Origin of the sequence: Polynucleobacter sp. AP-Titi-500A-B4 (genome assembly GCF_018688095.1) — a bacterium.
Classification (GTDB): domain Bacteria; phylum Pseudomonadota; class Gammaproteobacteria; order Burkholderiales; family Burkholderiaceae; genus Polynucleobacter.
In genome coordinates, this window is the sequence record NZ_CP061311.1 from 1,488,172 (window position 1) to 1,504,830 (window position 16,659).

Here is a 16,659-nt window from a genome sequence, read left to right on the forward strand (position 1 = left end):
AAAAAATCCACGGACACCATGTGCACGTGGATCATTTACAACGAAGAGAATTGTTTTGGGTTGACCGACCTACAAGGGGTTAGCCAAAAAACCAGAATTAGCCTCCAGCCACTCGATATAACGGCCTACACCTTGCTCAACATTCAAGAAGGGTTCTTTGTAGCCTGCGGCGCGCAGTTTTGTTAAATCCGCTTGAGTAAAGCACTGATACTTACCCTTGAGTGCATCCGGGAACGGAATGTACTCAATCGCTTTTTCTTTGACCAATTCTTGCAAAGTTGCTGGCTGTGCTTTATCCAACTTACGCATAGCATTTGTAACAGCATATGCCACATCATTAAATGGCTGAGCGCGTCCACTACCCAGATTGAAGATGCCACTGATTTCTGGGTGGTCTAAAAAGAAGAGGTTTACCTTAACAACATCTTCTACAGACACAAAGTCACGGCTTTGCTCACCAGCACCATAACCACCATACTCACCAAAGAGTTTGACATGGCCATTAGCCTTGTATTGGTGGTATTGATGAAAAGCGACTGAAGCCATGCGGCCTTTATGAGATTCGCGTGGCCCATAGACATTGAAGTAACGGAAACCAACCACTTGCGCAGCATTAGCATTTTCTGCAAAGCGCTTGCGCATCACCTGGTCAAAGAGAAATTTAGAGTAGCCATAAATATTGAGTGGCTTCTCATGTTCGCGACTTTCTACAAACACATCAGAGCCACCGTAGGTAGCAGCCGATGATGCATAGAGAAGTTGCACTTTTTGATCTGTGCAGATGTCCAATAAATCCATGGTGTAGCGGTAGTTATTCGCCATCATGAAAATACCGTCCGTTTCCATGGTGTCAGAGCATGCACCCTCATGAAATACTGCGCTTACCTTACCAAAGCGTCCACTTCGAAAAGCCTCTAGAAATTCATCTTTATCGAGATAGTCAATGATGTCGAGATCAGCGAGATTGCGATATTTATCTGCAGGACGTAAGTCATCTACTGCGATGATATTTTTTTCACCACGTGCATTAAGCGCTTGAACAATATTCGCGCCAATAAAACCAGCGGCGCCAGTTACAATAATAGTCACTGTAATTCCTCTGAAGTAACGGTTGCAGTACCAAGCTTACCAACCACAATACCACCAGCACGATTTGCTAAATCCATTGCCTTTTCTAATGGCCACTTCGCAGCCAAGGCAACCGCTAAGGTTGCAATCACGGTATCGCCAGCACCTGAAACATCAAATACCTCGCGAGCCTGAGCCTTTACGTGACTAACGCCTGCATCGGTATACAAACTCATACCCTCCTCAGATCGTGTTAGCAATAATGCCTCTAGGTTCAGCGACTTTCTAAGGTCTTGTGCTCTTTTGGTGAGACCTTCTTCGCTCGTCCATTGACCTACAACTTGGCGCAGCTCACTTCGATTTGGGGTTAACACAGTAGCGCCACGATACTTTTCGTAATCTTCGCCCTTAGGGTCAACTAGGATCATTTTGTTTTGCGCTCGAGCTTGCTCAATCATATGAGCTACTTGACCTAAGGCACCTTTACCGTAATCGGACAAAATAACTACATCAGCTGAGCCAACTAACTTCTCAAAACGCTCCAACTTATGTGCCAAGGCTTTTTCACTAGGAGCCTCTTCAAAATCCAAACGAATCAATTGTTGCTGACGCGCAATCACACGCAACTTCACAATTGTTGGTACTGCAGAATCAATTTCTAGTTGACTCTCAACGCCACCAGACTTGAGTAAATCAATAACCCGCTGACCTGGCTCATCTTTACCAACAATACCCAGGATAGTGGTTTGCGCACCGAGAGCTGCGACGTTACGAGCAACGTTAGCGGCGCCACCCAAACGCTCATCGATCTTGCCAACCTGCACTACTGGGACTGGCGCCTCAGGAGAAATGCGATGAGTATCACCGAACCAATAGCGATCCAACATCACATCACCCACTACCAGCAGGCGTGCCTTAGAAAATTGTTCGCGGTTGGCTTTTTCCATTTGAAGGTTTTTTATTTATCTCTTGCTATTTCGATATGAGCTTAATTATGTCGCCCAATGCCATGGTATTCAATACCCAATTCTTGCATAGAAGCAGGCTCGTACAGATTACGTCCATCAAAGATGATGGCGTGTTTGAGTTTTTGCATGACTGCATCAAAATCTGGGCTACGGAATGCTTTCCACTCGGTCACGATAACCAGTGCGTCACAGCCATCTAATGCCGTCATTGGATCAGCAACCATAGATACCCTTTTGAGGCCCTCTGGATTGCCTTGAAAATCCAATTCTAAACAATGTTTTGCTTCTGGCATTGCGACTGGGTCGTGAGCTATAACTGTGGCGCCACGCTTGACCAATTCTTGAATGATGACGCGACTAGGCGCTTCACGCATATCGTCAGTATTTGGCTTGAATGCGAGGCCCCATATAGCAAACTTCATCTTGGAGAGATCTTTGCCAAAACGTTTTTCAATCTTTTCAACCAAAACGTACTTCTGAATTTCATTCACTGCCTCAACTGCATCTAAGATCTTGAGATCGCGCCCATGCTCTTTTGCGGTTTTAGATAAAGCAGATACGTCTTTTGGGAAGCACGAGCCACCATACCCAGTACCTGGGTATAAGAATCCAAAGCCAATCCGTGAATCTGAACCAATGCCTTGGCGTACAGCCTCAATATCCGCGCCCACTAAATCAGCCAAGTTGGCCAATTCATTCATAAAGGAGATACGAGTAGCTAACATCGCATTCGCAGCATATTTAGTGAGCTCTGCGCTCTTGACATCCATGTAATAGGTGCGCTCATGATGGCGATTAAAAGGCGCATAGAGCTTTCGCATTTGCTCTTTCGCACGCAAACCTGCTGGAGTATTCTCTGTGCCGATCACAATGCGGTCAGGACGCATAAAGTCTTCTACAGCCGCGCCCTCTTTTAAGAACTCTGGGTTAGATACAACCGAACAGAGCTCGGCAGGCAAACTTCTTTTTCCCAATTCTTCAGTGATTGCTGCTGATACTTTATCCGCTGTACCCACTGGTACGGTAGATTTATCCACAATCACTTTCGCGGTACTCATATGACGCCCAATATTGCGAGCTGCGGCAACAACATACTGAAGATCAGCAGAACCGTCCTCATCAGGAGGTGTACCTACTGCAATGAACTGAACATCGCCATGAGCTACAGAAGCAGCGATATCAGTCGAGAACTGTAGGCGACCAGCAGCTCGATTACGTTCGATCATTTCTTTTAAGCCTGGTTCGTAAATAGGAACCCCACCTGAGTTCAGTATCTCAATCTTTTTAGGATCCAAATCTAGGCAAAAAACATTATTGCCTTGTTCAGCAAGACAAGCGCCGGTAACCAAGCCTACGTAACCACTGCCGATAATCGTAACTTTCAAGTAAACCCCTAGTAATGTCTAAGTATCTATTTTTATAAATGGTATTACATCGATGGGCCGCTTGGTGCAGCACCCTCGGAACGTCTTGGGGAGTATGCCTCCCAATTATTACAACCAGGGCACTGCCAATAAAAACGTCGGGCTCGGAAACCACAGTTACCACAGGTATAGCGAGCCAAACTTGTAGTGCGCTGACGCAAGAGCTGAAGAATCGATTGCAACTCCAATAGTCTTTCAGGATTGGCGCTTCCCTCCTCTAAGGCGAGACGGGTTTCTGCCAACTTCGATAAGGCACTCAAACTTGGTGAGTGCTGCATGACTTCAGCCAACATCACATTGGCAGCCTCAGGTCCACGAATTTTCATGACCTGCTTATGAACAATATCTAATAGTTCGCCAGAGGCTTGGGTTTTGAGTAATTCGCAGAGATGATCAAGCCCCTCATTTTCCTTGCCGAGAGCAGCGTGGGCCACCATCCAACGATCGGCCAATAAATGCATGTAGGCGGGATGAGATGCGGCAACTAAACTCCAAGCTTCAATCGCTTGTGCAGGGCGCTCTAATGCCATTAAGTAATCACCTTGCAAAATTAGGGCACGAGCATGATTGGGTACGGCTTGTAGCGCTCGTGAGATTGACTGTTCTACATCCACTAAATCTTTGCGACGCAAAGCATCTTGCCCCAACTCACAGTGAAACTGAGCAATCTCGGTTTGATGCGATTTGCCCTGTAAGCCCTCAAGTTCAGTAGCGGCGATGATGGCTTTTTTCCAATCACGCTCTACTTGATACATCTCCAGCAAACTCTCTTTTGCTGGAACAGCATACTTGCCGTCACCAACACGGTTTAACGATGCCTCAGCGCGATCCAATAAACCAGCGCGTAAGAAGTCACGGCCTAATTCATAAGCAGCATGATCGCGATCACGCGGCTTTAAGTCATCGCGGTTGGCTAAATGCTGGTGTACTTTAATAGCACGCTCAGTCTCGCCACGACGACGGAATAAGTTGCCAAGAGAAAAATGAAGCTCAACCGTTTCAGGATCTAATTGAGCAATCTTGACCAATGTTTCAATCGCTTGGTCCGGCTGCTCGTTCAATAAAAGGCTTAAACCTTTAAAGGTAGAGCGCTGCTGACGCATACGCTCACGCTCATCCATGCGATTTTCAAGACGCAAGTCCCAGCGTGATGCCAGCCAGCCTATGCCAAACATTACCGGCAGAAGCAGTAACCAAGCAGTAGCTATCTGAATCATAGCGTGCAGATTCTAAATAAAAAAATGGTCCGAATGGACCACTGAGAATGAGCCAGAATACTAGGCACCTGAACCCTCTTTGGGGCCCGCCTGTTTCAATGGCTTGTAATCTACTCGCTCACGCAACTCTTTGCCAGGCTTAAAGTGCGGAACGCGTTTTTCTGGAATCAACACTTTCTCGCCAGACTTTGGATTGCGACCAGTGCGCGCAGGACGATGGTGAAGTACAAAACTTCCAACGCCACGCAACTCGATCCGCTTACCCTCAGCCAATGCTTGAGTCATTGTGTCCAGCAGTGTTTTTACCGCCAACTCCACATCTCTAGGTAGCAGCTGCGGAAACTGTTCCGCGAGGCTCTCCACGAGTTCGGAGCGGGTAATTGCTTGTTGCTCTTGATCTGTCATGATCTATCAATAAAAAACCGCCGCTCCCCTAGTGGAAAGCGGCGGTATTGATTTAGCCTTGATTGTCCAATTTTGCTTTCAACAAAGCACCCAAATTGGTTGTGCCAGACTGCGCATCACCTTGGAGCTTGTTCATTGCATCTTGTTGATCAGAACTGTCTTTTGCTTTGATTGAAAGGTTAATAGCACGTGACTTACGATCAATGTTAATGATCATTGCAGTTACGCTATCGCCTTCTTTCAATACATTGCGTGCATCTTCAACACGATCCGTTGAGATCTCAGAAGCGCGCAAGTAAGCCTCAACTTCATCAGCCAAGTGGATTGTTGCACCCTTAGCATCAACCGCTTTAACGGTACCAGTTACCAAGGCACCTTTGTCATTCACGGAAGTGTAGTTGTTGAATGGGTCACCAGACAATTGCTTGATACCGAGAGAGATACGCTCTTTCTCAACATCGATTGCCAATACAGTGGCTTCAACTTCATCACCTTTTTTGTATTTCTTAACAGCCTCTTCGCCTGGCTCATTCCATGAAAGGTCTGAGAGGTGAACTAAACCGTCGATACCGCCAGGCAAGCCGATGAACACGCCGAAGTCAGTAATAGACTTGATCGCACCAGAAAGCTTGTCGCCTTTTTGTTGTGAACGTGCAAACTCTTCCCATGGATTTGCTTTGCACTGCTTGATGCCCAAGCTAATACGACGCTTGTCTTCATCAATGTCCAGAACCATGACTTCAACTTCGGTACCCAATGCAGTAGCTTTACTTGGAGCAACGTTCTTATTGGTCCAATCCATTTCAGAAACGTGTACCAAACCTTCGATACCAGATTCGATTTCAACGAACGCGCCGTAATCGGTCAAGTTCGTTACTTTGCCGAATAAACGGGTGTTTGGTGGGTAGCGACGAGCAATACCAACCCAAGGATCATCACCAAGCTGCTTCACACCGAGTGAAACACGGTTTTTTTCTTGATCGAACTTCAAAATCTTCGCAGTAACTTCTTGACCAACAGTCAACATCTCGCTTGGGTGACGCACACGACGCCATGCCAAATCGGTGATGTGCAAGAGGCCATCGATACCGCCGAGGTCAACGAATGCACCGTAATCAGTGATGTTCTTAACGAGGCCAGTAACAACAGCGCCTTCTTTAAGGTTAGACATCAACTTAGCACGCTCTTCACCTTGGCTAGCTTCAACTACCGCACGGCGTGACAACACGACGTTGTTACGCTTACGGTCAAGCTTAATAACCTTAAACTCCATCGTCTTACCTTCGTAAGGGCTGGTGTCTTTGATTGGACGTGTATCAACGAGTGATCCAGGCAAGAATGCGCGGATACCGTTCACCATCACAGTCAAGCCGCCTTTAACCTTACCAGTAACAGTACCGGTAACGATTTCAGCTTGCTCAAGCGCTTTTTCCAAATTCAACCATGATGCCAAGCGCTTTGCTTTATCACGGGAGAGGATGGTGTCGCCATAGCCGTTTTCGAGGGCGTCAATAGCAACAGAAACGAAATCGCCAGGAGCTACTTCAATCTCGCCGGCGTCGTTATGGAATTCTTCAACAGGAATAAACGCTTCAGACTTTAAGCCAGCGTTAACAACGACGAAGTTATGGTCGATGCGAAGAACTTCAGCCGAAATAACTTGGCCGGTCTTCATATTCGATCGGGTTAATGATTCTTCAAATAATTCTGCAAATGATTCAGACATGTGTATTCACTTTGTGCCGTCAGAAGGCCCGACGGGTTAGGTTAAAAAAGCCTTAAAGAAACACGCTAATGATCGCGTTGTGGAGTTTCTTAAGACGCCAAAACTACTACGTAAAACTTGCTACTTACAAAACTAAACAATTGCAGATTGATACCAATCCAAAACTGTCTTAACTGCTTGATCTATCGACAAATCTGATGTTTCAAGCACTTTTGCACCTTCTGCAACTAACAGGGGTGCGGTACCTCGGCTACTATCGCGGGCATCGCGCTCCTGCAAATCTTGCAGTAAGTCGGAAAGTTTAGCAGAAATTCCCTTAGCTATCAATTGCTTATAGCGACGCTCCGCTCTGGCGGAAGCCGTTGCCGTCAAAAAAACCTTCAAAACTGCGTCTGGAAAGATCACGCTGGCCATATCCCTGCCATCGGCCACCAGGCCTGGAGCCTGGCGAAAACTGCGCTGCAGCCCCACCAATGCAGACCTCACCTCAGGATGAGCCGCCAAGGTGGAGGCCCGCAGGCCAATATTTTCTACCCGAATCGCGTCAGTAACATCCTCACCATTGAGAAAAACTTGGCTATTTTTGAATGAAATCAATAACTTAGGAACTAAAAGACCCAATTCTGAGCCATTTTTGACGTCAATTGCCTGTTTTTCGCTGGCTAGAGCAACCAAGCGATAGAGCGCGCCGCTATCCAAATAATGAAATCCCAACTTCTCAGCTACCAAGGAGGCCACCGTTCCTTTGCCAGAAGCGGTAGGTCCGTCAATTGCGATGACTGGAAAAGTACTCATGAACTTAATTCACTACCTTCGCAAACTCTGCAAAGTAAGTTGGAAAAGTTTTTGCCACGCAATTGGGATCATTAATCTTCAGTGGATTTGGGCCAAATGCAGCGAGCGAAAAACACATTGCCATACGATGGTCATCGTAAGTATCAATACCTTCACTTGGTGACTTCCAATCGCTTTGTGAGGCGGGAGCTTGCACAACGATGTAATCAGCACCCTCTTCTACGATCGCGCCAACCTTTTTTAACTCTTTGGCCATTGCCGCAATACGATCCGTTTCTTTGACGCGCCAGCTAGCAATATTATTTAAACGTGTTGGACCTTCTGCGAATAAAGCGGCAACCGCAAGCGTCATTGCAGCATCCGGAATTTCCGTGCAATCAATCGTGATGCCACTCAGTTTTCCATTAGTATTTTTCACACCAGCTACTTCAATCCAATCTTCGCCAGCGGTAATGCTTGCACCCATAAGCCCAAGCGCATCAGCGAATGCCACATCCCCTTGAATACTGTCATTGCCTACACCCAGCACTCGCACCGGGCCACCACCTATGGCGCCAAGAGCCAAGAAGTAAGAGGCTGATGAGGCATCACCCTCTACCGATAACTGACCTGGACTTTTGTAAACAGCATCTGATGTTTTTGCAGGAATGATGAATGATTGTTGATCAGGGCAAGCCACGTTGACGCCGAAGCGCGCCATTAACTTCAATGTAATGTCGATGTACGGGCGAGAAATCAGTTCGCCGATCACTTCAATGCGAACGGGCTCGTTTGCAACTAAGGGCAAAGCCATCAGCAAGGCCGTTAAGAACTGGCTCGATACATCGCCGCGTACTTTCACAACATCTTTAATCTGAATATCTGCCGCCAAGATTTTGATTGGTGGATAACCTTCTTGTAATTCATATTCAATCTTCGCGCCCACTTGACGCAAACCATCTACCAAATCCCGAATTGGTCTTTCATGCATGCGAGCAACACCAGATAAGCGGTAATTACCACCTTGCATAGCTAAAGCTGCAGTGAGCGGACGAATCGCAGTGCCAGCATTACCCATAAAGAGGTCTGCATTCCGCACAGGGAACTTGCCGCCACAACCCTCAACGACGCAAACCTTGTCAGCCATATCTATGACATTTAAGCCCAGCTGACGCAAAGCGTTGCGCATCACCTGAGTATCGTCGGCATCCAACAAATTCTTAAGAGTAGTTGTGCCAGTTGATAAAGCGGCTAATAGCAATGCACGATTAGAGATGCTTTTGGAGCCTGGCAACACGATCGAGCCTTGCGCTCGCTGAAATGGTCCAATACTGATGTCTGGCAAACCACTCATTAAAGGACGTCCAAGTCTTGACGTGCTTTGCTCGCCTTATTAAATAATTTTTCTAAACCTGCGCCATCGCTTTCCGCAACGAGCTTGCGCATATGGTTGACGATCAAGAGGTATTGATCCAGCTCCTTCAGAATCGCTGTGCGATTACCCAAGCAAATATCTCGCCACATTTCTGGACTAGAAGCTGCAATGCGAGTGAAATCTTTAAAGCCGGCGCCAACATGACTCAACTTTTGATCAGCATCTTCCGAGTTCACCACGCTTGCCATTAAGGCATAAGACAGGAGGTGGGGGAGATGAGAAACAGCCGCATAAATTGCATCATGCTGCACGACACCAATCTTCTTCACATCAGAGCCAACAGACTCCCAAAAGCCAGTGATCAAGGCGGTATCTTCAGGAGAGTTTTCTTGTAACGGGCAAATAATGGTTTGCTTGCCCTGGAATAAATCCGCTTTAGCAGCTGCCGCGCCATGCTGTGCGCCTCCCGCAATCGGATGTGCTGGCACAAATTGACAAGCCTTCTTACCCAACACTTCTTTAGCCGCCAGGATGACATCACCCTTAGTGCTTCCAGCATCAGTAATCATTGTGCGAGGCTCTAGATGCGGCTCCATCGCTTCGAATGCGGCGCGCATTTGCGCTACTGGCACACAAAGCACAATCACATCAGATTGTTTTGCTGCTTCAACTAAATCCACTACACCATCAATCGCACCCATCTTTTGCGCTTGATCTAAATTTTCTTTGCTGCGACCAACGCCCAATACTTTAGTTACTACGCCTGCTTTTTTTAAAGCTAAGCCAAGTGAGGCGCCAATCAAACCAACACCAACGATAGTGACGGTACCGAAATTACTTGCAGGATTAATGATGGTCATTTAAGAATATCTTTTAAGGCAGCAATAAAAGCCGCATTTTCTTCTGGCAAGCCAATGGAAATGCGTAACCATTGCGGTAAGCCATAGTTACCAACAGGTCGAACAATAATGCCGCGCTTGAGTAACTCCAAATTGATGCGAGCACCGGCCTGGTCATCATCACCCACTTTAACCAAGACAAAGTTTCCCGCGGAAGGTAAATACCGCAGACCCAACTGATCAAATGCCTTAGTTAACTGTTCGTAACCAGCCTGATTAAGTTCAAATCCTTGTTGTAAAAATGCCTTGTCTTGGAAAGCTGCAATCGCTGCAGCTTGCGCAAGGCTATTCACATTAAATGGCTGACGGATACGATTGAGTAAATCGGTTAAGTCCGGCTGAGCTACACCGTAACCAATACGCAAGCCAGCCAAGCCGTAAGCTTTTGAGAAGCTGCGCGACAAAATCATATTAGGGAAACGTTTTACCCAAGCGATCGCATCGTAACGCTGATCAGAGGTGAGGTATTCGTTATAGGCCTCATCAAGCACCACCACCACATTCGATGGCACTGCTGTCAAAAAATCTTCAATCTCTTTGGCCGTTAAATAACTACCAGTTGGATTATTTGGGTTGGCCACAAACACGAGTTTTGCTTTGTCACCCGATGCTTTGATTGCCGACAACATTGCTGGCAAGTCATGGCCATAAATATCGGTTGCGGCAACCTCAACAGCTTTAGCGCCAACAGCCTGTGTAGCCAAGGGATAAACAGCGAAAGCATGTTTTGAGAAAATCACTTCGTCGCCAGCTTGTGCAACAGCACGCGCAGCTAATTCCAGAATATCGTTACTGCCATTCCCTAGCGTAATCCAGTCTGTTGGCACGCCTAATTGATCAGCCAATACATTCTTGAGCTCAAACCCATTGGAATCTGGGTAACGTCCTAAATCACTTGCGGCCTTGAGCATCGCATCCTGCGCAGACTTAGGCATACCCAATGGATTTTCATTGGAAGCCAGCTTCACAATCTTGTTTTCATCCAAACCATACTCACGAGCAACTTCACTAATGGGTCGCCCACCAACATAAGGGGCAATCGCATGAATATGTTTTAGGCCAATCTTAGAAGTCATTTGGATTTACTAATGTTGTAGTTAACTGCAGATGTTTCTGATTAAGCCGAGTGCGGATAAGAGCCAAGGTTCTTATAGAAAGCAGCTACACCCTTCAGTTCTTCAAGCGCTTTCACAACCTTCTCGTCATCCGCATGGCCAGCAATATCGATGTAGAAGTGATACTCCCAAGTACCCTTACGTGCAGGACGAGATTCAAAGCGATTCATGGAAACGCCATGCTTTGCCAATGGTGCAAGTAAACGATGCACAGCGCCTGGCTGGTTATCTACTGAGAGCACCAAAGAAGTTTGATCTTTGCCGGTAGGCTGGCACTCATAATTACCAACCACCACGAAACGAGTACGGTTATGTGGATCATCCTGAATTTGCGTAGCCACCGCTTGCAAGCCATATGCTTCTTGTGCAGGATCACCAGCAATAGCAGCTAGTGTTGGATCGCTTGCTGCCAAACGCGCTGCTTCAGCATTACTACTCACAGCTTGACGTTTCAATTGTGGCGCATGCACGCTTAACCATTGTTGGCACTGAGCCAATGCTTGTGCGTGAGCACAAACGGTTGTGACGCCATCCAAATTACCACTCTGAGTGAGTAAATGATGGCGAATAGGTAGCACCACCTCACCACTAATGCGCATGGAAGAATCTAACAACAAATCAAGTGTGCGAGAGATAGCGCCTTCACTAGAGTTCTCTACCGGAACAACCCCAAACTGTGCTGCACCCTTCTCTACTGCTTTAAATACTTCATCTAAGCTTGCACATGGTAAGCCAGCAATAGAGTGGCCAAAATAGGTTTGTGCAGCCTGCTCTGAAAATGTGCCAACAGGTCCAAGATAAGCAATCGTTTGGCGCGCCTCTAGAGCTCTGCATGCAGACATCACTTCCCGCCAAATAGCAGCGATGCCATCGGGAAGTAAGGGGCCTTGATTAATTTCTTGCAAGCGAGTGACAACCTGACGCTCGCGCTCAGGACGAAAGACTGGCGATGAGAAGCCGCCTTTGACATGACCAACATCCTGCGCAGCTTTTGCACGTTGAGTGAGCAAATCTAAAATCTGCGCATCAAGCGCGTCAATCTTTTCTCGTAGAGGAGCTAAGCGCTGTTCTTCAGTACTCATTAAGCCCGCCTTTCAAAGTCGCGCATAAATTCAACCAAGGCTTTGACACCTTCAATAGGCATTGCGTTGTAGATACTAGCGCGCATACCGCCAGCAGCCTTGTGGCCGCGTAAGGCAACTAAACCTGCAGCATTAGATTGCGCCAGAAACTCTGCATTCAGGTTCTCATCTTTTAAGAAAAAAGTCACGTTCATGCGCGAACGATATTCCTTAGTGACGCGATTTTCATACAAACTGCTTTGATCCAAGAAGTTGTAGAGCAAATCGGCTTTTTCTTGATTACGCTTTTCAATCGCCTTTACTCCGCCATGCTTGAGCAACCACTTAAAGCCTAGGCCGGCCATATAGATCGAAAATGTGGGTGGAGTATTAATCATAGATTGAGTATTGGCCTGAATCGCCCAATCCCAGATCGTTGGAGTAATACTCATACTGTGACCGATCAAATCCTTGCGGATAATGACAATCGTGACACCAGAAGGGCCAATGTTCTTTTGTGCGCCAGCAAACCACACGGCACACTGGTTCACATCCATCTCCTTCGAAAGAATGTTGCTAGAAATATCCGCAACTAATGGAATGCTGCCAACGTCAGGCACATCCGGAAACTCAACGCCTCCGATGGTTTCATTCGCGCAATAGTGAACGTAAGCGGCATCGCTTGATAGCTTCCAAGAGGATCTTGCAGGGATCGTATTGAATTTTTCTGCAGCAGAGGATGCTGCTAAATTTGCGGTGCCGTACTTCTGCGCTTCTTTAAATGATTTCTCAGACCAAACACCGGTCACAATGAAATCCGCCTTAGGCCCATTTTTAGCGAGCGGCATGAGGTTCATTGGAATGGCTGCGTTTTGACCAAGTCCGCCACCTTGCAATAACAAGATTTCGTAAGCGTCTGGAATATTCATCAAGGTGCGTAAATCCCGGAGTACCTCTTCATATACTTCCATGAACTCTTTACTGCGGTGACTGATCTCCATCACACTAGTACCAAGCCCGCGCCAATTTAGCATTTCTTCGGCAGCCTGTTTCAGCACCTCTTCAGGCAAAGTAGCAGGCCCCGCAGCGAAATTAAAGATGCGGCGGTCAAAAGTCATGGCGTTACTGGTCTTGCGTTGACGCCTTAAGCGTCACCTGCCGCATCAGAATTGGAGTCAGCTGCTGGCTCTGCAGATACATCACCGTCTTCCGCGTCATCAGCACCTTCGTCATCTGAATCGCTTTCAGCAATGCGTTGCAAGCCAGACAAACGAGTGCCCTCATCCACGTTAATCAAAGTGACGCCTTGAGTAGCACGACCCATCTCACGGATTTCAGATACACGAGTACGTACTAAGACGCCACCTGTAGTGATCAACATAATTTGATCCTCGGGTGATACCAAGGCGGCTGCAACAACCTTACCGTTACGCTCAGTTGTTTGTATTGCAATCATACCCTTCGTACCACGACCATGACGAGTGTATTCGGCGATTGGTGTACGTTTACCGTAACCGTTCTCAGTAGCAGTCAAGACGCTACTTGGAACTGCAATGCCATTGGCATCAACAACCGCAGCTTCCGCGCCCTCAGCAGCTTCTGCAGGAGCAACCAACATCGCAATCACTTGATGACCTTCACCTAGATTCATACCGCGTACACCACGAGCTGTACGACCCATTGGGCGAACATCGTTTTCATCAAAGCGTACTGCTTTACCAGCATCCGAGAACAACATCACATCGTGTTGTCCATCAGTAATCGCTGCACCAACTAAGAAGTCATTTTCATTTAAGTCAACCGCAATGATTCCAGCCTTACGCGGGTTAGAGAAGTCAGACAAACGTGTCTTCTTCACAGTACCCAAGCTCGTTGCCATGAAAACGTACTGATCATCTTGATAGCCCTTGATTGGGAGGATCACAGTGATCTTTTCGCCCTCAATCAGCGGGAACATATTGACGATTGGCTTGCCGCGCGATGTGCGACTACCTTGCGGCACTTCCCACACCTTAAGCCAGTACATGCGACCACGATCAGAGAAGCACAGAATTGTGTCGTGCGTATTCGCTACGAACAAGGTATCAATCCAGTCTTCATCTTTCGTTGCAGCAGCTTGTTTGCCTCGTCCACCACGTTTTTGTGCGCGGTATTCACTAAGTGGCTGACTCTTCATGTAACCAGTATGAGAAAGTGTGACTACCATATCTTGTGGCGTAATCAAATCTTCCGTGAAGAGTTCGGTAGCATTCATTTCAATAAATGAACGACGACCGTTATCACTACCAGCAGCACCAAATTCAGACTGAACTTCTTTGAGTTCGCTTTCAATTACAGAAGTAACACGCTCTGGCTTGGCCAACAAATCGAGCAAGTCAGAAATCTCTGCCATCACTTCTTTGTATTCGTTAACAATCTTGTCTTGCTCAAGACCAGTCAAACGTTGTAAACGCATCTGCAAAATTTCTTGCGCTTGACTGTCAGAAAGTCGATACAAGCCGGTCGTTTGCATACCGTACTCAGGCAACAAACCCTCTGGGCGATAAGCGTTACGGCCGCCTGGAGTATCTGTTTCAGCACGCGCCAACATCTCACGCACCATCGAAGAATCCCAAGCTTTACCCATCAGCTCTTGCTTCGCAATCACTGGGTTTGCAGCAGCTTTAATAATTGCAATGAACTCGTCGATGTTTGCTAATGCAACAGCAAGACCTTCTAATACATGGCCACGCTCGCGTGCTTTGCGCAATTCAAAAATAGTGCGACGCGTAACCACTTCGCGACGATGTTGTAAGAAGTATTCCAGCATTTGCTTCAAGTTCAACAAACGTGGCTGGTTATCCACCAATGCCACCATGTTCATGCCGAAGTTATCTTGTAGCTGAGTGCTCTTATACAAATTATTGAGAACAACTTCAGGCACTTCACCGCGCTTGAGTTCAATCACAACGCGCATGCCGGATTTATCTGATTCATCACGCAAATCAGAAATGCCTTCAACTTTTTTCTCATTGACTAACTCAGCGATGCGCTCGAGCAAGTTCTTTTTATTTACCTGGTATGGCAACTCATCAACGATGATCGCTTGGCGCGCGCCCTTATCCAAATCTTCGAAGTGAGTCTTTGCTCGCATCACTACACGGCCACGGCCAGTGCGATAGCCTTCACGGACCCCTTGAACGCCGTAGATAATGCCGGCGGTCGGGAAATCAGGGGCTGGAATGATCTCAATCAGTTCATCAATAGAGCATTCTGGGTTGTGCAGTACGTGTAAACAGGCTGAAATCACCTCATCCAGGTTATGGGGAGGGATGTTGGTCGCCATGCCCACAGCGATGCCAGAACTGCCATTAATCAGCAAATTCGGCACTTTGGCCGGCAAAATCAGGGGCTCTTTCTCGCTACCATCGTAATTTGGCCCAAAATCGACGGTTTCCTTGTCTAAATCGGCCAAAAGCTCATGGGCTATCTTCCGGAGGCGGATCTCGGTATACCGCATTGCAGCAGCGTTATCGCCGTCCACAGAGCCAAAGTTACCCTGCCCGTCAATCAACATATAGCGCAGAGAGAAGTCCTGGGCCATCCGAACAATGGTGTCATACACCGCAGAATCGCCATGCGGATGGTATTTACCGATGACATCGCCAACTATACGGGCAGATTTTTTGTAAGCTCGGTTCCAATCGTTGTTTAATTCATACATCGCGAATAAGACCCGGCGGTGAACCGGTTTGAGGCCATCACGCACGTCTGGCAGGGCTCTGCCGACGATGACGCTCATTGCGTAGTCCAAATAGGACCGCCGCATTTCGTCTTCGAGGGATATTGGTAGTGTTTCTTTAGCGGCTTGTTCCATCTAGAAATAATATCATTTTGATGACAGAGGGGCGCTATGCTAAGATTCTGTCAGTTTGTACGAAATTGAGATGTGTCGCTTTGCGGTTTTTTGCTTCAAAGTAGGGCGAATTACATTTAAGTTTGACTTTAATTAAAAAAGAGATTTTTGAGGACTAAAAATGAACAAAACCCTAAAACTGGTACTTGCTGGCGTAATTACTGTTGCTGCTACTGCTGCTTCTGCTCAAAAGGTTGACAACTGGGTCAACTCCACTGGTACAGCCTGGAAAAACGGCGACGGCACATTGTGCTGGCGTGATAGCAGCTGGACTCCAGCTACTGCAGCAAAAGGTTGTGATGGTGCATTGGTTGCAGGTGCTCCTGCTGCTTCTGGCGTTAGCCAAAGCAAGATCACTTTGCAAGCTGACACACTTTATGACTTCGACAAAGCTACATTGAAGCCAGAAGGAATGGCTACATTGGACAAAATCGCTGCTGACTTGAAGAAAATCAAGTTAGAAGTAATTATTGCTGTTGGTAACACTGACAGCGTTGGTACAGATGCATACAACATGGCCCTCGGTCAGCGTCGTGCGCAATCCGTTAAAGCATACTTGGTAAGCAAGGGTGTTGACGGTAGCCGTATCTACACAGAATCAAAAGGCAAGAGCAATCCAGTTGCAAGCAATGCAACTGCTGAAGGCCGCGCTAAGAACCGCCGTACCGATATCGAAGTTGTTGGTACAGCAGCTAAGTAATTCTTTTTACTTGTAAAAAAGCCCGCTTCTAG

Annotated in this window: 13 protein-coding genes and 1 pseudogene; 1 reads left to right on the plus strand and 13 read right to left on the minus strand. The window is 47.1% G+C overall.

The window, feature by feature from the left end; genetic code table 11:
• Positions 1-69: 69 nt before the first annotated feature.
• The 13 genes and pseudogenes from rfaD to gyrA all read right to left on the minus strand — a co-directional run bounded on the left by rfaD (position 70) and on the right by gyrA (position 15,888).
• Positions 70-1,089, minus strand: a complete 1,020-nt coding sequence (rfaD, locus tag FD968_RS07470) for an ADP-glyceromanno-heptose 6-epimerase (protein ID WP_215365178.1) — start codon at positions 1,087-1,089, stop codon at positions 70-72.
• Entirely contained in the window at positions 1,086-2,015 is a 930-nt protein-coding gene (gene rfaE1 / locus FD968_RS07475) for a D-glycero-beta-D-manno-heptose-7-phosphate kinase (RefSeq protein WP_215365180.1), read from the minus strand. The genes rfaD and rfaE1 overlap by 4 nt, the downstream gene beginning before the upstream one ends.
• A 41-nt stretch (positions 2,016-2,056) precedes the next feature.
• On the minus strand, positions 2,057-3,421 hold the full coding sequence (locus tag FD968_RS07480; protein WP_215365182.1) for a UDP-glucose/GDP-mannose dehydrogenase family protein: 1,365 nt from the start codon (positions 3,419-3,421) through the stop codon (positions 2,057-2,059).
• Between the two features lie 44 nt (positions 3,422-3,465).
• Positions 3,466-4,677: a lipopolysaccharide assembly protein LapB gene (gene lapB / locus FD968_RS07485; protein WP_215365184.1), complete on the minus strand. Its 1,212-nt coding sequence runs from the start codon at positions 4,675-4,677 to the stop codon at positions 3,466-3,468.
• Between the two features lie 66 nt (positions 4,678-4,743).
• Positions 4,744-5,082, minus strand: a pseudogene (locus FD968_RS07490) (integration host factor subunit beta); the annotation flags it as partial.
• A gap of 52 nt (positions 5,083-5,134) precedes the next feature.
• Positions 5,135-6,808: a 30S ribosomal protein S1 gene (gene rpsA / locus FD968_RS07495; protein WP_215365186.1), complete on the minus strand. Its 1,674-nt coding sequence runs from the start codon at positions 6,806-6,808 to the stop codon at positions 5,135-5,137.
• A gap of 132 nt (positions 6,809-6,940) precedes the next feature.
• Positions 6,941-7,603: a (d)CMP kinase gene (gene cmk / locus FD968_RS07500; RefSeq protein ID WP_215365188.1), complete on the minus strand. Its 663-nt coding sequence runs from the start codon at positions 7,601-7,603 to the stop codon at positions 6,941-6,943.
• A gap of 4 nt (positions 7,604-7,607) precedes the next feature.
• Positions 7,608-8,927, minus strand: coding sequence for a 3-phosphoshikimate 1-carboxyvinyltransferase (gene aroA, locus FD968_RS07505; protein ID WP_215368107.1), 1,320 nt, complete (start codon positions 8,925-8,927; stop codon positions 7,608-7,610).
• A gap of 8 nt (positions 8,928-8,935) precedes the next feature.
• Positions 8,936-9,817 (minus strand): prephenate dehydrogenase/arogenate dehydrogenase family protein, encoded by an 882-nt coding sequence (locus tag FD968_RS07510; RefSeq protein WP_215365190.1) that lies wholly within the window; start codon positions 9,815-9,817, stop codon positions 8,936-8,938.
• On the minus strand, positions 9,814-10,932 hold the full coding sequence (hisC, locus tag FD968_RS07515; RefSeq protein ID WP_215365192.1) for a histidinol-phosphate transaminase: 1,119 nt from the start codon (positions 10,930-10,932) through the stop codon (positions 9,814-9,816). Before hisC ends, FD968_RS07510 begins: the two co-directional genes overlap by 4 nt.
• Positions 10,933-10,973: 41 nt before the next feature.
• Positions 10,974-12,053 carry a prephenate dehydratase gene (gene pheA / locus FD968_RS07520; RefSeq protein WP_215365194.1) on the minus strand — a complete coding sequence of 360 codons (1,080 nt, stop codon included), beginning with the start codon at positions 12,051-12,053 and terminating at the stop codon, positions 10,974-10,976.
• Positions 12,053-13,150, minus strand: a complete 1,098-nt coding sequence (gene serC / locus FD968_RS07525; RefSeq protein ID WP_215365196.1) for a 3-phosphoserine/phosphohydroxythreonine transaminase — start codon at positions 13,148-13,150, stop codon at positions 12,053-12,055. The genes pheA and serC overlap by 1 nt, the downstream gene beginning before the upstream one ends.
• A gap of 26 nt (positions 13,151-13,176) precedes the next feature.
• Positions 13,177-15,888, minus strand: coding sequence for a DNA gyrase subunit A (gene gyrA / locus FD968_RS07530; RefSeq protein ID WP_215365199.1), 2,712 nt, complete (start codon positions 15,886-15,888; stop codon positions 13,177-13,179).
• Positions 15,889-16,048: 160 nt separating this feature from the next.
• Between gyrA and ompA the strand changes: the two genes are divergently transcribed.
• Positions 16,049-16,627, plus strand: a complete 579-nt coding sequence (gene ompA / locus FD968_RS07535) for an outer membrane protein OmpA (RefSeq protein ID WP_215365201.1) — start codon at positions 16,049-16,051, stop codon at positions 16,625-16,627.
• The last annotated feature ends 32 nt before the right edge of the window (positions 16,628-16,659 follow it).